14 protein-coding genes are annotated in these 14680 nt (G+C 63.9%); 4 read left to right on the top strand and 10 right to left on the bottom strand.

The features are described from left to right. Positions 1-88: 88 nt before the first annotated feature. Positions 89-1504, bottom strand: a complete 1416-nt coding sequence (glnA, locus tag GW587_RS17155; RefSeq protein WP_166105457.1) for a type I glutamate--ammonia ligase — start codon at positions 1502-1504, stop codon at positions 89-91. A gap of 312 nt (positions 1505-1816) precedes the next feature. On the opposite strand from glnA, the gene GW587_RS17150 reads away from it, so the two are divergent. Further along, positions 1817-2275 carry a rhodanese-like domain-containing protein gene (locus GW587_RS17150; protein WP_166105456.1) on the top strand — a complete coding sequence of 153 codons (459 nt, stop codon included), beginning with the start codon at positions 1817-1819 and terminating at the stop codon, positions 2273-2275. 7 nt (positions 2276-2282) lie between these two features. Here GW587_RS17150 and GW587_RS17145 read toward each other — a convergent pair whose 3' ends face one another. The 7 genes from GW587_RS17145 to GW587_RS17115 all read right to left on the bottom strand — a co-directional run bounded on the left by GW587_RS17145 (position 2283) and on the right by GW587_RS17115 (position 11584). Next, positions 2283-3641 carry a TAXI family TRAP transporter solute-binding subunit gene (locus tag GW587_RS17145; protein ID WP_166105455.1) on the bottom strand — a complete coding sequence of 453 codons (1359 nt, stop codon included), beginning with the start codon at positions 3639-3641 and terminating at the stop codon, positions 2283-2285. 97 nt (positions 3642-3738) lie between these two features. Then, positions 3739-6852 (bottom strand): transglycosylase domain-containing protein, encoded by a 3114-nt coding sequence (locus GW587_RS17140; protein WP_166105602.1) that lies wholly within the window; start codon positions 6850-6852, stop codon positions 3739-3741. Positions 6853-7203: 351 nt separating this feature from the next. Next, on the bottom strand, positions 7204-7992 hold the full coding sequence (locus GW587_RS17135) for a competence/damage-inducible protein A (RefSeq protein WP_166105454.1): 789 nt from the start codon (positions 7990-7992) through the stop codon (positions 7204-7206). A gap of 16 nt (positions 7993-8008) precedes the next feature. Then, a complete protein-coding gene (locus GW587_RS17130; protein WP_166105453.1) occupies positions 8009-8842 on the bottom strand; it encodes an EI24 domain-containing protein in 834 nt (277 codons plus the stop codon). Further along, on the bottom strand, positions 8842-9837 hold the full coding sequence (locus GW587_RS17125) for a sterol desaturase family protein (RefSeq protein WP_166105452.1): 996 nt from the start codon (positions 9835-9837) through the stop codon (positions 8842-8844). The genes GW587_RS17130 and GW587_RS17125 overlap by 1 nt, the downstream gene beginning before the upstream one ends. Then, positions 9834-10619 carry a polysaccharide deacetylase family protein gene (locus tag GW587_RS17120; RefSeq protein WP_166105451.1) on the bottom strand — a complete coding sequence of 262 codons (786 nt, stop codon included), beginning with the start codon at positions 10617-10619 and terminating at the stop codon, positions 9834-9836. The genes GW587_RS17125 and GW587_RS17120 overlap by 4 nt, the downstream gene beginning before the upstream one ends. Then, on the bottom strand, positions 10619-11584 hold the full coding sequence (locus GW587_RS17115) for a YVTN family beta-propeller repeat protein (protein WP_166105450.1): 966 nt from the start codon (positions 11582-11584) through the stop codon (positions 10619-10621). Before GW587_RS17115 ends, GW587_RS17120 begins: the two co-directional genes overlap by 1 nt. Positions 11585-11726: 142 nt before the next feature. Between GW587_RS17115 and GW587_RS17110 the strand changes: the two genes are divergently transcribed. Then, on the top strand, positions 11727-12083 hold the full coding sequence (locus tag GW587_RS17110) for an FKBP-type peptidyl-prolyl cis-trans isomerase (protein WP_166105448.1): 357 nt from the start codon (positions 11727-11729) through the stop codon (positions 12081-12083). A 12-nt stretch (positions 12084-12095) separates the two neighbouring features. On the opposite strand, the gene GW587_RS17105 is transcribed toward GW587_RS17110, so the two are convergent. Further along, positions 12096-12842 (bottom strand): hypothetical protein, encoded by a 747-nt coding sequence (locus GW587_RS17105; protein ID WP_229259493.1) that lies wholly within the window; start codon positions 12840-12842, stop codon positions 12096-12098. A 209-nt stretch (positions 12843-13051) separates the two neighbouring features. Between GW587_RS17105 and GW587_RS17100 the strand changes: the two genes are divergently transcribed. Both GW587_RS17100 and GW587_RS17095 read left to right on the top strand, forming a co-directional pair. After that, positions 13052-13357, top strand: a complete 306-nt coding sequence (locus tag GW587_RS17100; protein WP_503826764.1) for an HU family DNA-binding protein — start codon at positions 13052-13054, stop codon at positions 13355-13357. A gap of 181 nt (positions 13358-13538) precedes the next feature. Beyond that, positions 13539-13790: an acyl-CoA-binding protein gene (locus GW587_RS17095; protein ID WP_166105442.1), complete on the top strand. Its 252-nt coding sequence runs from the start codon at positions 13539-13541 to the stop codon at positions 13788-13790. Positions 13791-13833: 43 nt separating this feature from the next. Here the strand turns inward: GW587_RS17095 and GW587_RS31365 are convergent, their stop codons facing one another. Further along, positions 13834-14604: a PEPxxWA-CTERM sorting domain-containing protein gene (locus tag GW587_RS31365; RefSeq protein ID WP_229259491.1), complete on the bottom strand. Its 771-nt coding sequence runs from the start codon at positions 14602-14604 to the stop codon at positions 13834-13836. Between the last annotated feature and the right edge of the window lie 76 nt (positions 14605-14680).

Raw genomic sequence — 14680 nt, 5'->3', positions numbered from 1 at the left:
GAATACAACATCCAAAGTAAAACGCGGGGAAAGCTTTCGCTTTCCCCGCGTCCTTGACGACAAGCGCCGGACCGGCCGGCGCCTTGTATTACAGCGAGTAGTACATGTCGAACTCGGCAGGGTGAGTCGTCATGCGCATGCGCTGGACGTCCTGCATTTTCAGTTCGATGTAAGCGTCGATCATGGAATCGCTGAACACGCCGCCACGGGTCAGGAACTCGCGGTCTTTGTTCAGTGCGTCCAGCGCTTCTTCCAGCGAGGCGCACACGGTCGGGATCAGCGCGTCTTCTTCCGGCGGCAGGTGGTACAGATCTTTCGATGCGGCTTCGCCCGGGTGGATCTTGTTGGCGATACCGTCCAGACCGGCCATCAGCAGCGCCGAGAAGCACAGGTACACGTTCGCCAATGGATCCGGGAAGCGGGTTTCGATACGACGGCCTTTTGGATTGGCCACGTGTGGAATACGGATCGACGCCGAACGGTTCTTGGCCGAGTACGCCAGTTTCACCGGCGCTTCAAAGCCTGGAACCAGACGCTTGTACGAGTTGGTGCCCGGGTTGGTGATCGCGTTCAGCGCCTTGGCGTGCTTGATGATGCCGCCGATGTAGTACAGCGCGGTGTCGGACAGGCCGGCATAGCCGTCGCCGGCGAACAGGTTGACGCCGTCTTTCCAGATCGACTGGTGCACGTGCATGCCCGAACCGTTGTCGCCAACGATAGGTTTCGGCATGAAGGTGGCGGTTTTGCCATAGCTGTGGGCGACGTTCCAGACCACGTATTTCAGGTTCTGGGTCCAGTCGGCGCGCTCGACCAGGGTCGAGAACTTGGTGCCGATTTCGTTCTGGCCGGCGCCGGCCACTTCGTGGTGGTGCACTTCGACCGGGATGCCCAGCGATTCCAGGATCAGGCACATTTCCGAACGCATGTCCTGGAAGCTGTCGACCGGTGGCACCGGGAAGTAGCCGCCCTTGACGGTCGGACGGTGGCCGGTGTTGCCGCCTTCCAGCTTCTCGCCGGTGGTCCACGACGCTTCTTCGGAATCGATCTTGACGAAGCAGCCCGACATGTCGATCTTCCAGCGCACGCTGTCGAAGATGAAGAATTCCGGCTCAGGGCCGAAGTAGGCGGTGTCGCCCATGCCCGACGATTTCAGGTAGGCTTCAGCGCGCTTGGCGATGGAGCGTGGGTCGCGGTCGTAACCCTTGCCGTCGGCTGGTTCGATGACGTCGCACTGCATGAACAGCGTGGTCTCTTCCATGAACGGGTCGATGTTCGCGGTGTTTGGATCCGGCAGCAGAATCATGTCCGATGCTTCAATACCCTTCCAGCCGGCGATCGAGGAACCGTCGAATGCGTGACCCGATTCGAACTTGTCGATATCGAAAGCGGAAACCGGCACGGTGACGTGCTGTTCTTTACCACGGGTGTCGGCGAAACGGAAATCAACGAATTTCACTTCGTTTTCCTGGACCATTTTCAGAACTTCTGCGGCTGTCATTGCCATGCGTATCTCCTAAAGGAATGTTTGGAACTCGTGAGGCCTACTAAGCAGTATCTATGCCAGCCTAAAAATCATATTCATATGTCGGTAGCGTCTTTGAATTTGCAGCCAATTGAATCTAAAATTGGCCGGGCCACCACATTGCCACTTTTTACAGCAGATCAATACTGCACCAACGATGTGCACATCCGTCATTTTGCACTTTATAGGTGCATTTTGCGATATTTCTTGAAAAAGGCACGCTTTTGGTGCGCCACAGACTCCGGCTTGCACAGGAGGCCTATAATAAACTCAAACTTATTCTTGGAACATGCCATGAGCAAAATAGACGAGATTCTGGCCGTTGCGCGCAGCCGCAGCAAGGATTGGCCCTATGCCGGCGCGGTGACGCCGCAGGAGGCGCACGAGCTGCTGGGCGCCGACAACGCGGTCAAGCTGATCGACGTGCGCACCAACGCCGAGCGCGACTGGGTCGGCCGGGTGGCGATACCGGAAGCCCAACATGGTGCGGTCCAGTGGAGCATCTATCCGGGCGGCATCGCCAACCATGCATTCATCGAGCAGTTGAACTCGATCGCGCGCAAGGACCAGGTGTTGTTGTTCCTGTGCCGTTCCGGCGTGCGCTCGCGCGGCGCGGCCAAGCTGGCCACCGAGCACGGCTACCAGCACTGCTACGACATCCTGGAAGGTTTCGAGGGCGAAAAGGACGAGCACAGTCACCGCAAGAACATCGGCGGCTGGTGCAAGGCCGGCCTGCCGTGGACCGGCGCGTAGCGGCCGCCTAAACCGGCACCGCCTCCGACGGCGCCGCCTCGGCCGTCAGGAACTGGATCCGCTTGCGCACGAACTGGATGTGGCTGCGCAAGCCGTACAAGCCGTCGGCGAACGACAGCGGGATCGACACCTGGTTGACCAGCTCCTCGATCTGGTTGAGCCGGGTCAGCTGCTCCTCGTACACCTGCATGCGGGTGGCCTCGGGTGCCTCCTCCACCCGCTGCTCGACCGCGCGCAGCTGGCCGTACCAGCGGTACACGCGCGAACGGATACGCCACACGTACAGCGGCGGCACCACCTTGGACAACGGCAGGATCAGCGCGCCCAGCGCCACCACCACCACCCACATGCGGTCGAAGAAATTGGCCAGCCAGAAGGTCATGTAACGCTGCAGGAACGGTGGACCGTTCTTGTAGAACTTGGCCGCGTCCTCGTCGACCGGAATCTCGGTGTACTTGGCCGACGGGAACTGGCCCTGCTGCTGGAACCAGCCGGCGCCGCTGTGGATGGCGCTGGCCGACTGCACGAACAAATCCATCAGCGCCGGATGCAGGTTGTCGCGCGCCACCAGCGTCGCGGTCGGCGCGATCAGGTTGTAGTTTTCGGCCGGGATGTTGCGGCCCAGGTCGACGATCCCCTGCGGCAGCACCACATGGGTCAGGAACGGCAGCTTGCGCGCGTAGGCCTCGGCCTGGCTGAAGTTGAACAGCTTGATGCCGGGCGTTTGCAGCAGCATCTGGATCAGCGGCGCCTCCGGCGCCGAGGTGAACACCAGGCCGTCGATGCGGCCCTCCAGCAGCTCGACCGTGGCCGGGGTGTTGGCCAGCGAGAAGCGCTCGACTTCGCCCTTCTCCACGCCGTTCAGTTCCAGCACCTGGCGGAACAGGCGCGGCGCGCCGGCGCCCCGGGGGCCGTAATTGATTTTCTTGCCGCGCAATTGCGTCAGTTGGGTGATCGGCGGCTGGCCCTTGGTCTCGCGCAGGAACAGCCACAGCGGTTCGACGAACAGGCTGCCCAGCGAGCTCAGGCCCTCGCGCTCGGCCGCCTCCTCGTTGGTGGAGCCGCTTTGCACGAAGGCGATATCGGCCTTGCCGTCCTTCAGCAGCCGCAGGTTGTCGCCGGAGCCGGCGGACGGAATCAGCTCGACCTTGATGCCGTGCTTGGCCAGCGCGGTGGCGTACTTCTTGCCGAACTCTTCATAAGCGCTGTTTTCCTGGCCGGTGGCCAGGCGCACGGTGCGCGGCGGCGCCGGGTCGACCAGCCAGTAGGCCAGCAGGCAGGCGCCGACGATCAGCAGGATGGTGGGCGCGGCGGTGACGATCAAGTCCCGCACCGAGAATTGCGTGAACTTGAGGATTTTGGACATGTGATGGCGCATAGGTTTCATGGGCAGCTACATTGCCAACAAATGAGCAACTATGCAAGGGAAACACGACACCGGGGGACGGCGCCCCCGGCTGTGCTCAGCCGCCGCAGGCCTGAAGCTGCGGCTTCGGCGCGGCCGCGCCCGCCTGCGCCACCACCGGCGGCGTCGCGCCGGGCTTGGCGACCGGGTGCGGCTCGATCAGCGGCATCAGGCTCGGCGCCAGCACCACCAGCAATTGCACCGGCAGCGCGCTGGTGAAGTCGTAGTTCTTCGATTCCGGTCCGTGCACATACGCCGTCATCGATCCGAAGAAACGCTCGCCGATATTGAACACGAACGTCGCCGAGCGGTTCACATAACGCGACTCGATCAAGCGTCCGCCGCCGCCATACACGTCGAAGCGCTGGTCGCCGGTACCGGTCTTGCCGCCGACCGGAATCACCGTGCCGTCCGATTGCACGAACGCCGTGCGTGCCCGCTTGGCCGTGCCGTCCGACACCACGCCCCGGATCGCATCGGCCACCACGCGCGCCACTTCCGGCGACAACACCTGTTCGTTGGTGGTCGGATTGGCCTTGGTCACCAGGGTTTCATACGGCGTGTCCTTGGCGAAGTGCAGCGAACTGATGCGCTGGCTGCTCTTGCGTATGCCGCCGTTGACGATGATCCCCATCAGCTCCGCCAGCGCCGCCGGACGGTCCGCCGACGCGCCCAAGGTGGTCGCATACGACGGCACCAGCGATTCGAACGGATAGCCCATCTTCTTCCACTGCTTGTGGATCTCCATGAAGCCCTCCACCTCCAGCAGCCCGGCGATACGGCGGTCCTGCGCGTGCTTGCGGTGGGTCTTGAACAGCCATTGATACACTTCCTGCCGCTCGTCTTCGCTGGCCGCCGTCATCTCCGACAGGGTCGCGCCCGGATGCAGGCGCAGATAGGCCGCCATCCACAGCTCCAGCGGGTGCACGCTGGCCAGGTAGCCGCGATCGGCCAGCGACCAGTTGCCGATCGCGTACTGATCGTACAGCTTGGCGACGCGCTCTTCCGGCACTTCGTTCTGCGACGACAGGTTGGCCTTCAGGAACGCGGCGAACTGGTCCTGCGTCGCCAGCGGATACACGGTGCGGTAAATCACCGCCAGGCGCACCGGCGTGCTGCGGATGTTGGCCAGCAGGATCTTGTCCAGCTCGTCCTGCGGCTTGCCCTTGTACTTGGCATAGAAGCGGCCCAGGAATTCCTTGCCCTCCTTGTCGGCGAAGCGCGCCAGGTAGTCGGCGCGGCGCGGGTCGTCGGCGTCGGCCAGCAGCGAGGCCGACGAGCCGGGCGTCTGGAACATGTAGAACTTGGCGACGTCGCGCATCAGCCGCACGAACACCAGATTGGTGGAGTGGCGCAGCGCCTCGGTCACGGTCAGGATCTTCGAATTGTCTTCCTTCGAGAAATTGCCGAAGTGATGCAGGCCGCCGCCGGTGAAGAAGCCTTCACCCGGATTGCCGGAGTACTTGCGCTCCATCGCCGCCTTCAGCATCGGCGTCAGTTCGCGCCCACCCTTCTCGATCGGCAGCGCCTTGAAGTATTCCACGCCCCACGCCGACAGCTTGTCCTGCGGATCGACCACCACCTTGCCCAGCGCCGCCGCGTCCATGCCGCCCAGCTTCTTGTGCAGCTGGTCGACGATGTCCAGATAGGTCACCAGCGTGCGCAGCTTGGCGGTCGAGCCGAGGTCCAGCTTGGCGCCTTCGTTGATGTCCAGCGGCTGGTCGAAGTTGTCGGTCTGCAGTCGCAGCAGGTTGTTCTGCTCGCCCTTTTCCAGCAAGGTGAAGCTGTACACCACGTTGGCCGGATCGCCGTTGCCCAGCATGCCCTTGCCGGTCAGGCCGGCGGCCTTGGCCTTCTCCGGATCGCGCAGGTCGCGCAGCACCTGCGTCACCGCCGTCTGCGCCTGCGCGTCCAGCGTGCTGACCACGCTCAGGTCGAGCCGGTCGAGGTTGTACATGCGGTTGTCGCCCAGCAGATTCGCCAGATGGTTGCGGATCGCGTTCGAGGCCTTGCGGGTGACGAAGGTCATCGCCGGCGCCGACTGCACGCCGTTGCCGGTGGCCGGATGCAGCTTCTGCTGCAAGGCCATGTCGCGCATCGCCGGCGTGATGGCGCCGTCCTGCACCAAGATGCGCAGGTGGCTGTTGGCCAGCACTTCCAGGTCGGCGGCGCCGTCGCCGAGGTAGTAACTCGGACGGCGCTGCGCGATCATCAGGCTCAGCGCTTCCTTGAACACCAGCGCGGTGTCGGCGCTCGGCTTGTCCAGCGGACCGGCCAGCAGGCGGTTGACCTCGGCGAAGTCGCGGCCGTACCAGACCCACATGCCGTCGCCGATGCCGTTCACTTCGCCGTAGCCGGGCTTGGCCGACAGCGGCACCGTGTTCAGGTAATCGATGACGATGCGGCGCCGCGCCTTGGTGGTGTCCGGCCCGTCCTGGTAGGAGCGCAGGCTGGCCGAGACCATCTGTTGCAGCTTGTCGGTCATCGAGCTGGTGCGGCCTTCCGGCGAGTGGCGGTATTTTTCAATCTGCGTCGCCAGCGTGCTGCCGCCCGCCGCGCGATGACCGCCGGCGACCGAGGCCACGCCCTTCTCCAGCACCGCCTTGGCCAGGCGGTCCCATTCGACGGCCGGATTCCGCTTCGGATATTTATTGTCCAGCAGCTCGCGGTTCTCGATGAACAGCAGGCTGTTGATCAGCGCCATCGGCGCCTGCTCGAACCTGGTGTAGATCCGCTCCGGATAGCTGGCGGCGAACAGTTCCTGCGCGCGGCAGTCGACGATCGACAAGCCGGTCTTGGTCTTTTCCGGATAGGTGGCGAAGATGCCCATGTCGGCCAGTTCCGCCATCTTCGGCGAGATGCGCGCCTGCGCCGCGACCTGGTAGTCGCGCGTGCGCAGCTTGGCCAGGTAGTCCGGCAGGCCGGCGTAGCCGAGCCGCTCGTCGTACGGGCTGTCGTGCGGGAAGCGGATCAACTTGCTCGGCCCCTTTTCCATCCGATAGCTCATCTTGTCCGCCAGGCCGCTGAAGAAGCGCGCCTGCATGCTGGAGGTACGGGTCTCCTGGACGCCCCAGTAGACGGCGAACGAGACCCCGATCAGCACCACCAGCAAAAAGGCGTTGCGCGAACGCTTGCTTTTTTTCGGCGTGTCCGTCGGCGGTGGCGGATCCATTTGCGCGTGCGCCAGATGCGCCTCGCTTTCTTCGATGGGGGATGGCGGCACCACATGCAGGTGGCGCTTGCGGCGGAAGCCAAGTGCGGCGAAGGCGCCACGCATTTTGCGTGCTGCGCGCACAACGATACGGGGCCGGCGGAAACGACGATTGCTTAACATATGATTCAAACCGGTCAGCTGTTCAGTGAAACTTACTAGGTACCATTGCACCACAACACGGCCGTGCCCATCGGCGCGAACGTGGAATAATTTTACCGCGCCGTTTATTTTTCGCATAAAAACAACGGCGTTCTCCCATAGGGATGAACGCCGTCTACGCCGTTAATGCCGGCATGCATTAACAGTTGCTTAAGCTATCTTGTCGAACTCTACATTGAGGCGCTTCAGCTCGGCGCACAGTTGGATGAAGGCGGTCGAGGTCTGCACCGGTTCGCCCTTGACGCCCAGCTCGATATGCCGGCGCGTGTTGGCGTCGCCGACGCTCGGCAGGCTGAACACTTTGACGCGAGGGAATTGCGCCTCGATCGCCACCATTAGCGGCGTCAGCGCCGATTCGGCCGCTTCGTACACCAGCACCGATTGCTCCATGCGCGGCTCGCGGTTGAACAGGTCGGCGTAATGATGGTCCAGCACCCACTCGATCATCGGCCACGCCATCACCGGGAAGCCCGGCACGAAGTAGTGCTTGTGCAGCGAGAAGCCGGCGATGTTGTTGTACGGGTTCGGGATCAGCGCCGCGCCCTGGGCGAACTCGGCCATCTTGAGGCGGTGCTGGTTCTCGGCCGACGCCAGGTCGGCCGGCTGGCCGGCGTCGATGCCCATCTGGACGATGCGCGCCTGGATGTTGAGCTTGCCCTGCGGGTGCATCACCAGCGGCAGGCCGAGCGCGTCGGCGGCCGCCTGGCGCGTGTGGTCGTCCGGGGTGGCGCCGATGCCGCCGCAGCAGAACACGATGTCGTCGCTGGCCAGCGTGCGCTTCAGCGTGGCCGTGATGCGGGCCGGATCGTCGGCCAGCACCTCGGCCCAGCTCAGTTGCAGCCCGCGCGCCGCCAGCAGCTGCACGACCTTGGGGAAATGCTGGTCGACGCGCCTGCCGGACAGGATTTCGTCGCCAATGATGATGAGTCCGATCGCCATGATTGCCTGCTTTCTTTCAGAGTGTGATTTCCTGCGGTGCCAGCGCCATCGCCGACGCGTCGGCGCGCAAGCGCGCCAGCGCATCCAGGCAATAATACGCAAACCACAAGCCGGTGAAGATAAATATCAGCACATACAGCCAGATCGACGCCGCCGCCAGGAACGGGAAGAACACCACCGCCATCACGCCGCCCAGCCAGATCGCGCCCGGCAAGGCGCCGGCCGCGCCGGACACCACGCCGATCACCAGCAAGCGCCAGCGGTGCTCGGCCAGGATCTGGCGCCGCTCGTCGGCGCTGGCGTAGTCGGCCAGCGCGTCGTAGACCATGACGCGGGTGGTCAGCCAGCCCCACAGCAGCGCCTGCACCAGCACCGCCAGCGGCGGGAACACGTACAGCGGCAGCGTCAGGATCCAGCAGGCGATGAACACCGCCATGCCGCCCAGCGCCACGCCCGCGCTGCCCAGGATGGTGCCGCCCTTGCGCTGCTCCAGTTGCGGATAGTGGCGCAGGCCGACATGGCGGCCGATCATCGGCATCGCCACCACGCCGATGAAGATCAGCGCGGTCAGGATCATCAGCGGCAGCAGCGCCAGCATCGCGATCAGCGGCGGCACCACCGCCGTCAGCGTGCCGAGGCCCACCTGGCGCAGCCAGCTGGTGCTGGTCGGGAACAGGTTGTGTTCGGTGAACAGCGCGTGCAGGTAGTCGATCAGCGGCTGCAGGCCGAAATACAGCAGCACCGCCCAGACGCCCAGCGCCAGCAGGAACGGCACCACGCTCATCATCAGCATCTTGCCGTGCCATTGCGACAGGAAGGCGCGGCCCCAGGCGCGCAGCACGGCGCCCATCAGACCACGTCCTTGCGCGCGTACTCGACCATGCGCTTCAGCGCCAGCCAGTGCTGCGACCAGAAGCCGCGGCCGTATTCGCGGCCCGGCGTGACGGCGCCGTCGGCGCCGGTCCGCGGCAGCTGGTCGCGGATGCCGGTGGCGACGAATTGCGGCGTGAAGTTGGCGGTGCGGAAGATGATGTCCCATACCGGCAGCAACACGGCGAAGTTGCAGCCGCCCAGCGTGCCCTGGCCGTGCGATTCATGGCCGACGCCGATCGCATGGTGCATGCGGTGATAGCGCGGCGACACCAGCAGCCGCTCGCCGATGCGGCCGAAGTGGATGCGCACGTTGGCGTGCTGCAGGCTTTGCAGGATGCGCGACACCGACACCAGCATCACGTATTGCGACGGCTCGACGCCGATGCACAGCGCGATCACGCCCATGTAGACGTCGCGCAGCAGGTCGTCCAGCACGTGGTTGCGGTTGTCGCTCCACAGGTTCATGTTCTGCTGGCTGTGGTGCAGGCCGTGCAGCGCCCACCACCAGTTGAACTGGTGCGAGGCGCGGTGGTACCAGTAATCGAAGAAGTCGAGCACGACGAAGTAGACCAGGAAGCTGCCGAGCGGACTAATCCCCGGCAGCAGCGACTCCAGGTTCAGCGGCTGGAAGCTTTCGAAGCGCAGCCAGCCCGCCACCGTGTCCATCAGCGGATCGAGCGTGAAGAAGATCAGCACCGAGAACAGGCCGATGCGGTGCAATACCGTATAAATGAAATCGTTCCAGCGCGCGCGCGGATCGTTGAACTTGTGCACCGGGATCAGCGCCTCCAGCGGACGCAGCACCAGGAACAGCAGCAGCAACTCCAGGCCGCCGATCAGCAGCCATTCGGTGCCCTCGAAGGCTTCCTCGATGAATTCGCCGAAGCCGAGCTGGAACACCAACGGCTGGATCACCGTCTCGAACAACCAGCCTTGGGCCACGCCCAGCCAGTCAGAAAATAATTGGATCATCGTTTAAACAAAGAAGTGTAGTCGGGATGTTCGCGCAGCGTGGCGAAGCAAAAGCCCTTTTGCTCCAGCCCGCCGATCAGCGGCTCCAGGTTGGCCGGCGCCCACGCGTCCTTGCGCGACCAGATGCCCATGTGGGCCACGAAGATATCGCCGTCCCGCAGCGCGCGCAGCGACTTTTGCAACAATACCGCATTCGGGTAGGCCGCGCTCGACAGCTCGTCGCCGGAGAAGCCGGCCGGCGTGGCCCAGCCGACGTGGCTGTAGCCGCAGGCCTTGGCGGCCGCCAGCGCGCGCGGCGAGGTGCGGCCGGCCGGGGCGCGCCAGATCGGATCGAGGTGGCTGCCGGTCAGCTCGACGAAGCGCTGGTCGACGCGCCGGATCTGGTCGCAATACTGCGCGGCGCTGAGGCTCTGGATGTTGCCGGCCTGCGGGCCGAAGCCGGGCTTGACCTTGAGCCCGCCGTTGGCGCCGTCGCCGGCCAGCACGATGTGGTCGAAGGTGTGGGAACCGATCGCATGGCCCTCGGCCACGCGCGCCTTCCAGTAGCCCGACCACGACGGGTCGAGCGAATAGTCGCCGCGCACGGTCTTTTCGTTGGCCAGGAAGAAGGTGGCCTTGATGCGGTGGCGTTTTAGCGTCTCGGCGATCAGCTCGGCCTGCGATTGACTGCCGGTGTCGAAGGTGAGGTAGATGGTGCCCTTGCAGGTCGCGGCCGGCGCGGCCGCCAGGACCGCCGGCGACACCGCCAGCGCCAACAAGGTCAGGGCGGCGGCGGCCTGCATCAGCGCTGCGCGGAGTTAAAGAAGAACACGCCGTGCGGCGAGCGCCCCACCGGAATCATCTTGGTGATCTTGCGCGTGGCCAGGTCGATCACGGCGACCTTCTTGATCCAGCGCAGCGTGACCCACATGGTCTTGCCGTCGGCGGTGATCTCCATGCAGTCCGGGCCGCCGGGCACGTTGATCATGCCGACGTTTTCCAGCGTCTTCAGGTCGATGATGTTGATCGAGTTCGAGACGCGGTTGGAGACGTAGGTGTAGCGGCCGTCGCCTGCCGAGCGGAAGTTGTGCGCGCCCTGCCCGGCCTTGATGCGCTTGACGGTCTTCTGGGTCTTCCAGTCGATCACCTCGACGTAGTCGCTGCCCATGATGCCGACCAGCAGATACTTGTCGTCCGGCGTCATGGCGATCCCGGCCGGCAGCTTGCCGACCGACATGGTCCATTTCAGCGTCTGCGTGGTCAGGTCGATGCCGCTGACCTGGTCGCTGCCCTGCTGGGTGATGAACACCATGTTGCTGGCGGCGTTGAACGCCATGTGGCTCGGCAGCTTGGCCAGCGGGATGCGCTTGGCCAGCGTCATATTGGCGCCGTCGTACTTGTACAGGTCGACGCGGTCCAGCCGCAGCGAGTTCGAGACGAACCACTTCTGGTCCGGCGAGAAGCCGATCTGGTACGGATCGAGGATGTCCTTGACGGTGCGCTGCACCTGGCCCGACTTCGGATCCAGGAAGATCAGCTCGTTGCCGACCGAGCTGGCGACGATCAGCGACTTGTTGTCCGGCGTCGACATCAGGTGGTGCGGCTCCTTCCCGACCGGGAACGTGGCCAGGTCCTTGTAGGTGGCCTGGTCCAGCAATTGCACGGTGGCGTCACGCGAGTTGAGCACGACCACGACATTGGCCTGGGCGCCGATGGCGGTCATGGCGCAGACACTGGAGAAAACGATACGGCGGAAACTGCGGAGCATGAAGAAATCGCTTGAAAGAGCAAAACGTTTATTTTACGTGCAAACAGCGCGGGGACGAGACAAATGCCCAGAATTATTCATGCCGTGGAACGCCCTGCTACAATTCGGTGCTGTGTTTAATAACGAATGATGAAGGAATACCATGACCACCATTACCACCGACTCCGGCCTGCAATACATTGAACTGACCGTGGGCGAAGGCGAAGAAGCCAAAGCCGGCCAGAACGTCACCGTGCACTACACCGGCTGGCTGCGCAACGACGACGGCACCAAGGGCGCCAAATTCGATTCGAGCAAAGACCGCAACGATCCATTCGAGTTCGCGCTGGGCGCGGGCATGGTCATTCGCGGCTGGGACGAAGGCGTGCAGGGCATGAAGATCGGCGGCGTGCGCCAGCTGATCATCCCGGCCGAACTGGGCTACGGCTCGCGCGGCGCCGGCGGCGTGATTCCACCGAACGCGACGCTGATCTTCGACGTCGAACTGCTGGGCGTTTAAAGCAAACCGGCCTTAGCGCTGCCAGTTGCGGCGCAAGGCTTCCACTTCCGCTCGCGTGTCGAGCATGCCGCCGACGATGCGCTGGTCGATCGCTTCCAGCACCGCCGTCGGCATTTCCGTGCCGGCCATCCGGTACGCGCCCATCGCCGGCTGCGGCCGCGCGCTCTGCACCAGCACCGGCACGCGCCATTCCTCGCCGGCGCGGCAAGCCAGCCCCACCAGATCCTGATCCGCGCCGACCAGCGTGAAGCTGCGGCAGTAACCACCCTCTTTCGACAGGAAGCTCAAGCCGACCCGCACATTGCCCTCGGACGGCGCGGCGCCGCCCAGCTGTTGGTTCAGAATCGCCTCCAGCTTGCCCTGCGCGAGCAGCATGCCGTCGCGGCTGGCGACTTCGCTCGGCACCGTGGCCGGCGCGCCGAGCCAGCGCGGCTGCCAATGCGCCAAGCCGAATTTGCCGGCGGCCAAGCCCAGCACCATCACCAGCGCCAGCGCGCTCCATTCGCGCCAGCCCCAGCGGCGCCTGACCGCCTTGCGCGCGGCCTGCTGCGTCGCCACGCGCTGCGCCCGCACCGACGCCAGCTGCACCACCTTGGCGGCCTGGCGCGAGCGCCCGCCGGACGGACCCTGATCGGCGTACACCTCGTCGCGCGCGGCGCGCAGCCGCGCGACGCGGCGGGCGATGCTGCTGTCGCGATGCATCGCGGCCTCGACCGCGAGCCGGGTCGCCTCGTCCAGCTCGCCGTCGGCGTATGCCATCAGTGTCTCGTCTGAAAAGCTCATAGTCCTGTCCTTGTGCATTCCATCATAAACCTTTTTTCGCCGCCATGCGGCGACGGCGATCCCGTGTAGCGCCTGTAAACACGGGGGTTTTATTGCGCCGCAGCGTGGCGCGGCAGCTACTGTAAGGGTTACTTCGTACAGAAACCATTACATTTGACAATATTTATGCTAATCTGCGCGCTCTAATAACCAAGGAGGTAGTAATGAAAAAAGGCGAATTGATTGCAGAATTTGCGAAACGCACTGAAGTGTCCGCTGCTGCCGCCAACGGTGCAGTGAATACTCTGATCGCCATCATCACCGAGCGTCTGAAAAAGGGCGACACGGTAGGCATCACCGGCTTCGGCACCTTCTCCGTCGCTAAGCGCGCCGCTCGCAAGGGCCGCAATCCTGCAACCGGCGAAGCGATCAAGATCGCCGCGTCGAAGACCCCGAAATTCTCGGCTGGCGCTACCCTGAAGGCAGCGGTCAACCCGACCAAGAAGAAGTAATTCGCAGGTTCGGCCCCGCCCGGAAGGGCGGCGGAAACGGCGGCGCATGCCGGATCAACGATCCGGTGGCGCCGCCGTTCTGCTTTTGAGGATGTCCTTTTGAGGATGTCCTCTAGCGGCTTTGGCGACGGCTGCGGTTATGATGGCGCGTAGCCACCCCATCACAACCAGGAGATGCAGCATGAGTTTGCAAGAACAATTTGACCAGGCCCAGGCCGATTCGAAGAACCTGCCCGAGCGTCCGGACAACATGACGCTGCTGAAGATTTACGCGCTGTTCAAGCAGGCCTCCAGCGGCGACGCCAGCGGCGACCGTCCCGGCATGACCGACTTCGTCGGCCGCGCCAAGTTCGACGCCTGGGATGCGCTGAAAGGCACCAGCCAGGACGAGGCGAAGCAGCAGTACATCGATCTGATCGAAGAGCTGAAATAAAAAAAGGCCCGCAAGGGCCTTTTTCTTTGATCGCGCGATGCGCTTACGCTGCTTTGCGGCGGCGCACGGCGAAGCCCACCAGGCCCAGACCGGCCATCAGCATGGCGTAGGTTTCCGGTTCCGGCACGGCCGAGACCGAGAAGCCGGTGATGCGCTGGTCGGCGTCCGCGCCGCCGGTGGCGCCGGTGAAGCCGACATACATGGTGCTGCCGAACTTGGCGCTGAGGTCGACCGTGTCGCTGTCGCTGACGTTGAGGGTGTGGCCGAGGGCGTCGCTGAACGAACCGGTCATGCTCAGCACGTGGGTGGTCGCGTTGTAGGTGATGGTCTGGGTGCCGGTCACGTCGTTCAGCGCGCCGAAATTCCAGCTCGCCTTGTTCAGGCCCTGCACCACACCGTCGGTGCTGATGCCGTATTCGTTGTTGTCCCAGCTGCGGATCACCGAACCGACGGCGGCCGAACCGGAGTGACCGCCCAGGTTCCAGTAGCCGACATCGCCGCCGGCGTTGCCGGTGACGTTGCTGCCGATGTTCTGGAACACCAGCGCGATACCGTCGGCCATCTTGCCGCTGTCGTCGCCCTTCAGCGAGAATGAGAACGAGGTGCTGAACGACGTGGTGGTCGAAATACCTTGCGCCAGCCAGGCCGCGCCGGACTGGTAGTTCGGGCCATTGAAATTGGTCAGCTGCACGCCATTGCCGACTTGCGCGGCGGTGCCGGCCAGCGTCAACGACGACAGATCGATGGTTGCGGCGGAAGCGGAAACACTGAAAGCGGCGGCGGCGATGGCGGTGATGGCGAACAAGGTGCGCATGGCGGGTATCCTGAAGATGGCTGAAGTTGAATTAAAGAAATTGCATCGAATGGACGAATTATACCAATCCGATGGT

Source organism: Duganella aceris (assembly GCF_011090165.1).
Lineage (GTDB): Bacteria > Pseudomonadota > Gammaproteobacteria > Burkholderiales > Burkholderiaceae_D > Rugamonas > Rugamonas aceris.
Note: the sequence above shows the minus strand (reverse complement) of the source record. Positions and strands in the feature narration are given on the sequence as shown.